The organism is Streptomyces sp. NPDC058157, assembly GCF_042884105.1.
Classification (GTDB): domain Bacteria; phylum Actinomycetota; class Actinomycetes; order Streptomycetales; family Streptomycetaceae; genus Streptomyces.
The window spans coordinates 61786-73182 of record NZ_JBHVUQ010000008.1 but is presented as its reverse complement, the minus strand read 5'-3'; the positions used below and the strand labels follow the sequence as shown (position 1 = coordinate 73182).

Annotated in this window: 9 protein-coding genes; 2 read left to right on the top strand and 7 right to left on the bottom strand. The window is 74.4% G+C overall.

Translation table 11 applies throughout. The features are described 5' to 3' along the window. Positions 1 to 39 precede the first annotated feature (39 nt). From ACFVXK_RS03935 to ACFVXK_RS03925, 3 genes are all read right to left on the bottom strand, one after another. Complete coding sequence (locus ACFVXK_RS03935) at positions 40 to 1107, bottom strand: SCO0930 family lipoprotein (RefSeq protein ID WP_389609967.1); 1068 nt, start codon at positions 1105 to 1107, stop codon at positions 40 to 42. Between the two features lie 149 nt (positions 1108 to 1256). After that, a complete protein-coding gene (locus ACFVXK_RS03930) occupies positions 1257 to 2720 on the bottom strand; it encodes an NADH-ubiquinone oxidoreductase-F iron-sulfur binding region domain-containing protein (protein WP_389609966.1) in 1464 nt (487 codons plus the stop codon). After that, positions 2717 to 3721, bottom strand: coding sequence for a hypothetical protein (locus tag ACFVXK_RS03925; RefSeq protein ID WP_389609965.1), 1005 nt, complete (start codon positions 3719 to 3721; stop codon positions 2717 to 2719). Before ACFVXK_RS03925 ends, ACFVXK_RS03930 begins: the two co-directional genes overlap by 4 nt. A 513-nt stretch (positions 3722 to 4234) precedes the next feature. On the opposite strand from ACFVXK_RS03925, the gene ACFVXK_RS03920 reads away from it, so the two are divergent. Beyond that, positions 4235 to 5494, top strand: a complete 1260-nt coding sequence (locus ACFVXK_RS03920; protein WP_389609964.1) for a PucR family transcriptional regulator — start codon at positions 4235 to 4237, stop codon at positions 5492 to 5494. A gap of 86 nt (positions 5495 to 5580) precedes the next feature. Here ACFVXK_RS03920 and ACFVXK_RS03915 read toward each other — a convergent pair whose 3' ends face one another. The 4 genes from ACFVXK_RS03915 to ACFVXK_RS03900 all read right to left on the bottom strand — a co-directional run bounded on the left by ACFVXK_RS03915 (position 5581) and on the right by ACFVXK_RS03900 (position 10318). Next, entirely contained in the window at positions 5581 to 6945 is a 1365-nt protein-coding gene (locus ACFVXK_RS03915; protein WP_389609963.1) for a DUF1996 domain-containing protein, read from the bottom strand. A 4-nt stretch (positions 6946 to 6949) separates the two neighbouring features. Further along, positions 6950 to 7672: a DUF4142 domain-containing protein gene (locus ACFVXK_RS03910; RefSeq protein WP_389609962.1), complete on the bottom strand. Its 723-nt coding sequence runs from the start codon at positions 7670 to 7672 to the stop codon at positions 6950 to 6952. 271 nt (positions 7673 to 7943) lie between these two features. Further along, positions 7944 to 9302 carry a radical SAM protein gene (locus ACFVXK_RS03905; protein WP_389609961.1) on the bottom strand — a complete coding sequence of 453 codons (1359 nt, stop codon included), beginning with the start codon at positions 9300 to 9302 and terminating at the stop codon, positions 7944 to 7946. Between the two features lie 92 nt (positions 9303 to 9394). Then, positions 9395 to 10318: an AraC family transcriptional regulator gene (locus ACFVXK_RS03900; RefSeq protein WP_389609960.1), complete on the bottom strand. Its 924-nt coding sequence runs from the start codon at positions 10316 to 10318 to the stop codon at positions 9395 to 9397. 114 nt (positions 10319 to 10432) lie between these two features. Here ACFVXK_RS03900 and ACFVXK_RS03895 point away from each other — a divergent pair, with 114 nt between their 5' ends. Beyond that, positions 10433 to 11341 carry an MBL fold metallo-hydrolase gene (locus ACFVXK_RS03895; RefSeq protein WP_389609959.1) on the top strand — a complete coding sequence of 303 codons (909 nt, stop codon included), beginning with the start codon at positions 10433 to 10435 and terminating at the stop codon, positions 11339 to 11341. Positions 11342 to 11397: the final 56 nt, after the last annotated feature.

The following is an 11397-nucleotide window of genomic DNA, read 5'->3' as shown; positions in this document are numbered from 1 at the left end:
GCCGGGCACCACGGGGTCGGGGGGTGGGGGAGGGGCGGGCTAGCCGGCGGCCTTCGCCTTCTTGCCCTTGTCGGTGACGGCGAACCAGAGGCCCTGCTTGCCCTGCCCGTTGGCGTCGCCCGGCTGCTTGTCACCGGTGAACGTGTAGACGGGCCAGCAGTCGATCGTCAGCTGCTCCGAACCGTCCGGCCGTTTCACCGATCCGACCAGTTCCGAAGGAATTCCGGAGACCTCCGTCTTGTCCACCGGTTTGGCGGGCTTCCACGTGTCGAGGCAGGCGTCGAGGCAGCCGAATTTCATCGGCCAGGCGCTGTCCTTGTCGAAACGGTAGAGGGTCCAGCCCTCCGCGTTCTGCAGAATTCCGCCCAGCTGTGCGTTCTGGCGAACCGAGAGCGAGACCTTCTTTCCACCCGCCGGGGGATTCGCTCCGGCGCCCATGTCCATCGCCATTCCGGAAGCCATTCCCGAGCCGGAGGCCATTCCCGAGCCCATCGCGGAGCCGGAGCCGGAGCCGGAGCCCGCCGCCTTGCCGGCGGCGGCCGGCTTCCCGTCGGGGCCCAGGGCGTGCCAGGTGCCGCCGACGCCCTCGCCGAGCGCGTCCCCGGCCTTGGTGTCCTTCGCGTAGCGGTACACCGGCCAGCCCCCGACCGTCAGCTGCTTCGTCCCGTCGGCCCGGGCGACCGAGCCCAGCACCGCGGCGTCCACACCCGCTCCGGCCTGCGCGTCGTCTGCCAGGACCACCGGCCAGGCCTGGGCGCAGTCGCCCTCGCAGTTGGACTTCGGGGGCTTGGCGGTGTCCTTGTCGAACCGGTAGAGGGTGAAGCCCTCGCCGTCGGTGACCGCGGAGCCCACGCCCGCCACCTCCTGCGCCTTCAGCTGTCCGGCCGGGCCGCTCTTGGGCCCCCCGCCCGCCGGGGCGTCAGCGGACCCGGACCCGGAGCCGTAGCCCGACCCGTAGAGGTCGAGCTGCTTGCTGTCGCCCACCGGCTTCACCGCGTCCTGCTTCGCGGCGGAATTCCCGCCGGAACCGCAGCCGGCCGTCAGCAGAAGTACCGCGACCGCCGCCGACCCGGCGAATATCTCACGGCGCATTGTCCTGGTCTTCACGATCTCTCCTCGAGGTTCTGGTTCGATCCCGTGGGCTCGCTGCCTTCGCCCATTGATACGGGGCCCGGACCGGTCGGAGCCGAATTCCCCGGGAATTTGTCAGATCGCGACAGGAATGAACTCGGGTACCCGCCGGGGCCGTGCGCGGCTCATTCCCGGAAGCGCAGCGCGAGCGCCGGACAGCGCCGCACCGCGCGCAGCGCCTTGGGCCGCAGCCGCGCCGGGACCGGCATGGAGGCCTGGGCCGGGTAGCCGTCCGCGTCCAGCCGTACGACGTCGGGCAGCACGTCCACGCACAGCCCGTGCCCCTTGCACAGCGTCCAGTCGACGACCAGCCGCTCCGCGCCCCCGGCCGCCTCCTCGGCCGGCGGCAGGGGCAGCGCCCCGGTCACCGGACGGCCGCAGCCGCTGCCGAGGGCGTGGTCGCGGAACTCCTCGGGGAACGAGGCGAGCGCCGAGGCGACGAAGTACGAGGTCCCGTCCGGATGGCTGCACGCACCCCGGCGCCGGACCCCCTTCAGCCGGGCCTCCACCGCCTCCAGCGCGGCCCGGCCCCCGCCCCGTACGGCGTCCTCCAGTACGTCGGCCAGTGCGGGCAGCCCCCGGACGCACGGCCCGCACTGGCCGGCCGACTCCTTGGCCATCCAGCGCGTCACCGCCGCCACCTCCCCGGCCGGGCAGGTCTCCTCCGGCAGCGGCAGCACCGCCCCGGCGCCCAGCACCGCGCCGAAGGCGGCCAGGGACTGCCGGGACAGGTCGGCGGAGCGGGCCGCCCCGGGGTCGAGCCAGCGGCCGTGGTAGCCGCCGACCAGCACCCCCTGGCCGACGCCGCTCCCGCACAGGTCCAGGACGTACGCGAGGGAGGTGCCGGACGGGGTCTCGACGACCGTCGACCCGGCGACGGTCAGCAGCACCGTCCCCGGTTCGGAGGGCAGGCCGACGGAGCGGTAGGCCGGGGCGCCGAGCCGGGCGGCCACGGCGAGCTGCGCGTAGGTCTCGGTGTTCGACAGCAGGGTCGGCATCCCGCCCAGGCCCCGCTCGCTGGTCCGCACCCGCTGCCCGGACGGCAGCGCCGGCCCGCCGTTCAGCCCGTTGACGAGGGCGGTGCCCTCGCCGGTGACGAACCGTTCGGGCAGCCGGGCCACGCGCACCCGCCTGCCGCCGGGGCCGCGTTCGTCGACGGCGTCGCGCACGGAACGCTCCACGTCCGCACGGGTGACGGCCACGACCACCTCCTCGGCGGACACGGCGGCGGCCGCGAGCAGGGCTCCGTCCAGCACCAGGTGCGGGGCGTGCAGCAGGAGGGCCGTGTCCTTGAGGCAACTCGGCTCGCCCTCACTGCCGTTGACCACGACGGCGGTGGCGGACTGCTTCTCCGCCGCCGACCGCATGACGGCCTGCAGCTTGCGGGCGAAGGGGAACCCCGCCCCGCCGCGGCCCCGCAGGCCGATGTCCGAGGCGAGGTCGGTCAGTTCGTCCGGGTGGAAGCGGGGGAGGGGGCCGTGCGCCGCCAGGTGGGCCTCGCGGTCGAGCCACCCGGTGCGGTCCAGCCCGGTCAGCAGCCGGGGCGCGCCCACGCAGCCGAGGCCCGGGCGCTCCGCCGGGCCGCTCACAGCCACCCCTCACGGCCGGCGCCCTGCCCGGAGCCCGCGCCGCCGCCCGGGCCCGCGGGGGCCGTGGCGGCGGCGTACGGACGGTCGCCCGGCCGCGGCGGGGGCGCGGCCGGGCGGGCCGCGGCGGAGGTGCCGCCCGCGGCGCGCTGCCCGGGCACCGAGGGCATCCCGGTGAGGGGGACGTCCTGGACGAACCCGGCCCGCTCGCGCACGGGTTGGGCGGCCGGTGCGGCGGGCGCGGGCTGCGGGGCGGCGGCCGGCCGTGCGGGCGCGCCGAGTCTCCTGGAGCGCAGGCGCAGCACGATGACCCCGGCGACCCCGGCCAGGCACAGGGCGTACGAGGCCGTCACCCAGGGGTCCGCGGCACGGCCGGCCTTCAGCCCGTGCACCAGGGACGCCCCCCATGCCGGGTAGGCGCCGATGTGCAGCGCCCGCCACCACACGGAGCGGTTCTTGACCGCGAACACACTACGCACGGCCCCGGAGACCGCGACGGAGACGAAGAGATATCCGGCCAGGGTGCCGAGGCCGATCAGGACGGGCCGGTCCGCGTCGGCGAACGGCAGGAACGCGCCCGCCGCCGTGGTGTGCCCCTGGGCCACCTTGACCCAGACGTGCAGGGCCAGGAACCCCAGCCCGGACACGGCCAGCCCGCGGTGCACGCCCTGGGCCAGCAGCCGGTGCCCGGAGCCGAGGACGGCCCGGTCGGTGGCGGCCAGGCCCCACAGGACGGTGGCGGTGAGACTGACGAGCGAGAGCACGCCCACGCCGTAGTCGAGGAACTCCCACAGGTGGGACAGGGCCCCCGCGCGGACCGCCACGAGGAGCGAGACGAGTGCGGCGCCGGCCGCGCAGAGCGCGCTCGGGCGCAGCCGCCCGGAGGCGGGCAGGAGCGGGGGCCGCCGGACGGCCCGCCGTCCCGCGGCCGGGGCCGCCGCCGCGTGGCGGCTCCTGCGTCGCGACCGGTGGGAGCGGGGTATGTGCGGCTGGGGCAGGGGCATCCAGTTCTCCTGTGCACCGGGGCTCCGAGCACAGTCCACCTGGCGCTCGGCACCCGGGATCGTGGTGGTGGCGGCCGGCAGCGCTGTGGAATTCCCGCGCCGGCCGAGGGGGCTCGGGGCCGGAGTGCAGCAGCATCGTGGAGCTGCGCAGCATCTCCACAGGATTTATCGAAACGTGATAATTTCTCGCACCGCGTCTCCGGCGCATCGAACAACGCCGGAAGATTCCCCTCCAGTGGAGGTCGTGACAGGCCACCGCGTCGCGCGCCATCCATGCGTTCCCGGGGGCAAAAACAAGGCAAACCCGCGGGGCGCAAAAGTGGCCGGATCCCTCCAGAAGGGCGCGTGGGGGCTGCAACTCTCTTGACAGGCAGGGTCGTTGGCGAGGCAGACAACCCTGACGGGCTTGTCGCTCCTCCACCGGACAGGCCTCACCCCGGCAAGAACGAGGAAACGATGTGCGAACTTCTGAACCGCATCTGGTCCCGCCCGCGAGGAGAGTGGACGCGTGTCGTGCGCAGGGAACTCCCCGCACTGGCCGCGGAGATAGTGGAGGAGCTCCTGCAGGGAATTCCCGGATTCTCCACACTTGTCGACGGTAATGACGCCATCGGCGACGAACTGATCCGGCAGCGGGTGGAAGAGGCCCTCCTCACCGCCCTCGGCTACCGCGACGAACCCGCCCGCGACAAACCCGCCCGCGACGAGGCCGCCGGGGACGCGTGCCCCCGCGCCGGGGCCGGGGGCGACGCCGGACACGAGGTCCGGCACGACGGCCGCCGCGAGGACCCCCGCGGCGGCGCCCGCGAGGCGGTGCGCGGGGCCGGCTACGAGCACGGCGACGAGCACGGCCACGCACACGCACACGCACACGGCCACGCACACGCACACGCACAGGGCCAGGGCCAGGCACGCGGCCACGATCAAGCGCCCGGCCACGGCGACGGCCCCCGGCGCGAGGCCGGGACCCCCGCGCCCGACCGGCTGCGCCAGGAACTGTTCAAGGCCCTCACCGACGACCGGGCCGCCTCCGAGGACTCCCTCGACGACCTCGCCCGGGCCGCCGGCTGGCCGCTGCCCGCCGCGGTCCGGGCCGTCGCGCTCGCCACCCCCGGCGAGGCCCAGCAGCTCGCGGCCGTGCTCGACGACGCCCTCGCCGGCATGTTCGCCGGCCGCCCCTGCCTGCTGCTCCCGAGCCCCGACGCCGACGCCCGCGCCGCCCTGGAACCCCCGCTGCGCGGCCGGGTCGCCGCCGTCGGACACGCCGTCCCCCTCCGCGACACCGCCTCCTCCCTGCGCTGGGCCCTGCGCCTGCTCACCCTCACCCCCGCCCGCGGCGGCCTCGACGCCCGGGCCGTCTTCGTGGACGACCACCTCTCCACCCTGCTGCTCCTCCAGGACGAGCCCCTGGCCCACGCCCTGGCCGCGCGCTGGCTGCGCCCGCTGGCCGACCTGACCCCGCGCCAGAGCGAACGCCTGGAGGTGACCCTGCTCGCCTGGCTGGAGGGCGGCGGCGCACCCGAGGCCGCCAAGGCCCTCAACGTGCACCCGCAGACCGTCCGTTACCGGATGCGCCAGCTGGAGAAGCTGTTCGGGCCCGGACTGCGCGACCCCCGCACCCGTTTCGAACTGGAGATGGCCCTGCGCAGCCGCCGCCTGATGGCGCAGGTGCGCCGCCAGCACTCCCGGGTGGCCCGCCGTGCCGCCCGCGTGGTCGGCGCCGAGTTCCCGCCCCTCGCCGTCGGACGGATGGCCCGCGTCAACGGCCTGTGACCCCCGGGCCGCACGGCCCGCGCGAAGCGGCCGGCCCGGAGCCGAGGGGCTCCGGGCCGGCCGTACGGGTGTCCGCGGCGGGTGGGTCAGCGGCAGGACCGCCCGCCGTTGATGCAGCCCACCGCCCGGGCCATCAGGGCGTCCGACATCACGTTGATGAAGTCGCCGTGGTCGGTCACCGGCTTGTGCAGCTGCTCGGGGAAGCTGTCCACCGCGAACCGGGCCCCGGGCGCCACCCCGTAGGTGACCCGCTCCACCAGCTGCGGAATGGCGGTGAAGCCCTTCTTGCAGCGCCCGGAGGAGTCCGGGAAGGCCACGTGCGTACGGTGGTTGGCGCTGTCGGTGTTGCGGCCGTCCCAGCAGCTCTGGAAGGTGAACGTGCGCACCACGTCACTGCCCTTGGGGCAGAGCGGGTACTTGTCCTTCAGCTGCCGGTCCTCGAAACCGGTGCAGCTCCAGGAGGCGTTGGCGTTGGCGGTGCCGTTGCTGAAGGCCTTCGCGTCGCCCGTGATGATCCGCAGGAACCGGGGCATCGCCTTCACCGGGCCGGCCGGGCTGCCCTTGAAGCTGATGGCCGCCTGCTTGGGCCGCAGGATGGTGCCCACGTTGGCGTCCTGGCCGCCGCCCGGGGCCTTCGCGTCGCGCTCCGCCCGGCCGTCGCGCAGCCGCAGCACCGGCCAGTAGTAGGTGGACTGGTCGCCGTTGGCGCAGGTGGTCCCCGAGGCGGCCAGGCTGTTGTTCGTGGAGAAGGCGCTGGTGGTCTTGTTGCCCACGTAGTCGTGCATGTGGTGCGCCCCGTTGGAGACGCCCGGGGCGACGATCACGTTGTCCGGGTTGAAGTGTCCGTTCTCGTTGCGCCCGCACTCCGAGGTGAAGGTGCCCTTCGAGGCGGCCGCGGAGGCCGCCGGGGCCTTGCTGTTGGGCCGTACCTTGGTGATGTCCACGAAGTCGCTCTTCGCCGGACCGGCCTTCTGCCCGATGCTCCGGGCCCCGTCGGCGGCCGTGTCCTCCTGCGCCGCGGCCTCCTTCATCGAGCAGCCGCTCAGCGCTCCCAGCCCCTCCGGGCGGCCGCCCGAGCGGCCTATCGCGTCGGAGACCCGGGAGATGGTCGTCCCGCGCTGGTCGCGCAACCGGCCCAGCAGCGCGTCCTGTTGCGCCTTGCCCTGCACCTGCCCCCCGGCGAGCTGCCGGTAGGCGTCGGCCACCTGGACGTCCAGCTGGGCCAGGTTCTCGTCCACCTCCGCCCTGGCCCCGTCGGGCACGGCCGTGAGTTTGTCGCCCACGTCCGGGCAGTCGATGGTGGCCGTCACCTGTCCGGTGCGGGAGGCGTCCTGGCCGGCGTTCGCGTTCCCGGCGACGATCGCCACCCCGCCGCCGCCCAGCACCAGGGCGCTGACCACGGCCAGGAGCTTCTTCGACAACCGGGGGCGCCTGTGGCCCTGCTGACTCATGCGATCACTTCACTTCGTATCGTCGGTCGGACATCGGAGGGGCCGAGGCCCCCTGGGGGCGCGCCGGGCCGGGCGAGGAGGGCGCCGGGGTCGTGTCGGAGAGGGAGTCGAAGTCGACGAGCCCGGTCTCCTCCAGCACCGTGATGTGGTCCAGGACGGTCGTGTTGGCCGAGGTGGCGAGGGCGCGCACCATGGAGTTGCGGGTCTGCGCCCGTACCTGCGCCAGCAGGGTGAACACCTTGCCGTGCGCCCGGCGCAGAAGTTGCACGAACAGCCGCTCGTACTCCGTCCCCTGAGCGGCCGTCAGCTGGTCCAGCCAGCCCTGCTGCTGTGCGGACGGCTTGTCGGGCAGGTCCACGCCGAGGGCCTGGCCCACCTGGATCACCTGCCGGTCCAGTGCGGCGTGGCCCTCGATCAGGTGCGCTCCGGCGGTGCGCACCGCCGGGCGGGTGCCGCGCTGCTGGGCCTGCCGTCCGGCGGGCCCCTCCCACAGGCCGGCGAGCCGCACCTTGCGCACGAAGTCCCGGTCCACGGGGCTGAGCGGCCCGTACGCCGTGCTCATGGTCCCGGCCCCGTCGTCCTCGACCCCGGCGGGCAGGGCGGCGGCGCCCGCGGGCGCCGCGGCGGCCCGGTCGCCGAACTTCGACACCGGGACCAGCAGCGCGACCAGCGTGGCCACCAGCGCGGTGATGACCAGGCCGCTCCCGATCGTGTATCTCGTGGCCACGGACAGGCCGCCGGTGGATCGCCGCCGCAATGACAGCACGCTGCCTCCTCGCTCGGTGGGCTGGGGGTGGCACGGGACGCTAGTGCCCGGCGCGCCGGAGTCGAGGAGGACCATCACCATCGGACAAACATCGCCACGGGCCGCGAGGAGGCTGCTACCTTGCCCGCGTCCGGGAAGCGCACCCCAGGCCCCCGCCGCACGGCGAAGGGGCCCGGTCCGTGCGGACCGGGCCCCTGGGGCCGTGCTGGGCGGGGAGGAGCGGAAGAGGAGGTCAGGAAGCGGCGGGGGCGTCGCCCGCGGGCTCCTCCAGCCCTTCGAGGCTGTCCATGAACGAGCTGACGGAGAACACCGCTCGCCCCGGACCGGCCGGCCCGTACCCGGGCGGGGAGCTCAGGCCGAACTCCTCCAGCGTCGCCCGGTACGTCTCCAGCAGCCGGATGTGGTACTCCAACGGCGCGCCCAGCGGGTTGGCCCTGCCCAGCGGGGTCGTCGGCTCGGGGCACCAGGTGGTGAAGCGCGGCACGACCCCGTGCGACATGAAGAACCGCAGTCCCTCGGCGGTCGAGTCGATGGCCTCGCCCACCTTGGTGAACCCGAAGGGCTCGGCCATCTCGATGCCCGCCACGAAGTTCGGGATCACGTTGCGCGCGCCGAACACCTCGGCGGAGTCCAGGATCCTGCGGTGCCACTCGTCACGGCCGACGTAGCGCTCCTTGCCCGGGCAGTGCAGCTCGAACAGCCGGCGGTCCCACACCTCGAAGTTCGGGTGGTAGATCTTGACGCCGTAGTCGTGGAAGCGCTGCACCGCGTCGCGCGGCAGGGCCTGGGCGACGACCTTGCCGGTCCAGCGGCCGGGGAAGCGCTCCTCGATGGCCTGCGCGTAGTGGCCGTAGAAGTCGGCCTCGTCCCGGCCGCCGACCTGCGAGGTGATGGAGCCGCCGGTGAGGGTGTAGGCGCGCGAGGTCCCGGCCGTGTCGTACCGGTCGATGATCTCCAGGGCCTCCAGCACCTCCTCCACCGGCTTCACCCCCGTGTAGGGGCGGCCCGCCGCCTTGTGCTGGCGCCAGTTGTGGTTGATGTCGCAGAACTGGCACTCCTCCTTCGCGCCGAAGTACTGGCACACCCGGAAGACGGTCAGGTAGATCAGGTAGCCCCACTGGATGGTCGGCGCTACCTCCATCACCGACTTGCCGTTCGACAGCTTGTGCCGGTAGTACTCCGGCATCGGCGGCAGCCCCACGTCGGAGATCCGCGCCCCGTCCAGGTACAGGCCCAGCGTGCCGTCCTCGCCGCCGCGCACCACGTACGGGGAGTCCGGGTTGACCCGTACCGACACCACGGTGCGGCGCAGCCCGTACGGGCCGCCGGTGAGCACGATCTCCTCCGGCGGGCGGTTGAGCGCGGCGGCGCCCAGCTCCGGGAGGGTGCGGTGGTCGAACGAGAAGATGAAGTAGGACTTCGGCTTGACGTCTCCGCCGCCCGGCCCGTCCGCCCCGCCGCCGCTGAGCGCCGACTCGTCGAAGGCCATGCCGCCCCGCAGCAGGTCCTCCTTGATCACGGCCTCCCGCGGCACGTGGGGGAAGCGGGCCATCAGGTCCTCGACCAGCGCGGTACGGGTCTGGGTTGCCATGCGAACTCCTCGGGCAGACGGGTGCCCGCAGGGCTCGCGCGCCCCGGCGGACACATCCATGGGATCCACGGTATCCGCTCGTTTGAACAGGTTCAGACCGGGGTGGTGCCGAGCGTGGCGCGGTAGCGGCCGGGCGTGGTGCCGAACTCCCGCACGAAGGCGTGGGACAGGGCGTACGGGCTGCCGTAGCCCACCCGGGCCGCGATGGCGGCCAGCGGCTCCGGGGTGTCGCGCAGCCGGGTGGCGGCGAGCGTCAGCCGCCACCAGGTCAGGTACGCCATCGGGGGACGGCCGACCAGCGGGGTGAACCGGCGCACCAGGGTCGGCCGCGAGACGCCCGCCTCGGCGGCCAGGCGGTCCGCGCTCCAGGGGGCCGCCGGGTCGGCGTGGATGGCCTGGAGGGCCGCCGCGGTCACCGGATCGGCCAGTGCCGCCGACCAGGACCCCGGGGCCGCCCCGGCCACCGAGGCGCGCACCATGTACACCAGCAGCAGGTCCAGCAGGCTGGGCAGGGCGATCGAGGAGCCGGGCCGCCGGGCGTCCAGCTCCCCGCCTAACAGGTCGATCGCCGCCTGGAGTTCGCCGTGCTCCCCGTCCGGGAGGCGGACCACGCCCGGCAGTTCCGCCAGCAGCGGGTGCACCCGGCTGCGGTCGAGCCGGTACTTGCCGCACAGCATCTCCACCGGCGCCGCCCCCCGGCCCGGCTGCGGGGCGAGGGCGGCCCGCCCGTCGCGGTAGTGCTCCAGCGGCAGGGCCCGCCCCGCGGCCGCCTTGTCCACGGGGGAGTCCGCGAGCACATGGCCCGCCCCGTGCGGCAGCAGCACCGCGTCCCCCGTGGCCAGCGGGACCGGCTCGCCCCCGTCCGCCAGCAGCCAGCACTCGCCCGCGAGGACGACGTGGAACCCCGCCCCCTCGTACGGGTCCAGCCGTACGCACCAACTGCCGCCGATCCGCACCCGGTCGGAGGAGGGGCGCCCCAGGCGTACGGCGGAGATCGCGTCGCTCACCACGTCCATGCGCGCAGGGTACCGCCGCCACCCGCCACCACCCGCCGACGGTGAGCGGTACGCGTATCCGCTTGAGCGGAACGAGCATTGGGCGGATCAGCCCGCCTGCCTAGGCTGACGGACATGACCAACGAGAACACGCAGACCCTCGTCCTGGGGGACGTCGAGATCACCCGCGTCATCGAGGCGCGGGGCCCCTTCGCCGCCGCCCGGGACCTCGTCCCGCACTCCGGCGCCGAACTGTGGAAGGAGAACGAGGACTGGCTGGCCCCCGACCACTGGCAGCCCGACACCGACCTGGCCGTCCTCACCCTGCAGACCTGGGTGCTGCGCAGCGGCGGCCGCACCGTCCTGGTGGACACCGGGGTGGGAAACGGACGCGAACGCCCCGGCTCCCCCCTCTTCCACCGGCGCCAGGGCGACTTCCTGGCGGACCTGGCGGCGGCCGGCGTCCGGCCGGAGGAGGTGGACGTGGTCGTCAACACCCACCTCCACGCCGACCACGTGGGCTGGAACACCGTGGACGCGGACGGTGAATGGGTCCCCGCCTTCCCCAACGCCCGCTACCTCCTCCCCGCCGCCGACGACGCGTACTTCGGCCCGCGCGGCGGCTACGGCGGCGGCGCGCGCGAGATCGACCGGCTGGTCTACGAGGACAGCGTCGCCCCCGTCCACCGGTCCGGCCAGGCGGTGCTCTGGGAGGGCTCCCACCGCATCGACGACCACCTCGCCCTGGAGCCGGCCCCGGGCCACACCCCCGGTTCCTCGGTGCTGCGCCTGGCCTCCGGCACCGACCGGGCGGTCTTCGTCGGGGACATGCTGCACAGCCCGGTGCAGGTCCTCCAGCCCTCCCACAACAGCTGCTTCTGCATGGACGAGGGCCGGGCGGCGGACACCCGCCGCCGGGTCCTGGGACGCGCGGCCGAGCACGGGGAGCTGGTCCTGCCCGCCCACTTCGGCGGCACGGGGGCCTTCGAAGTCCGGGCGGAGAACGGACGGTTCGCCGTCGCGGGGTGGGCGTCCGGCAGCTGACCGCCGCGGCCGGGAGGACGTGGACCGCGCCGCATCCGCCGGGGCGCCGATGGTGT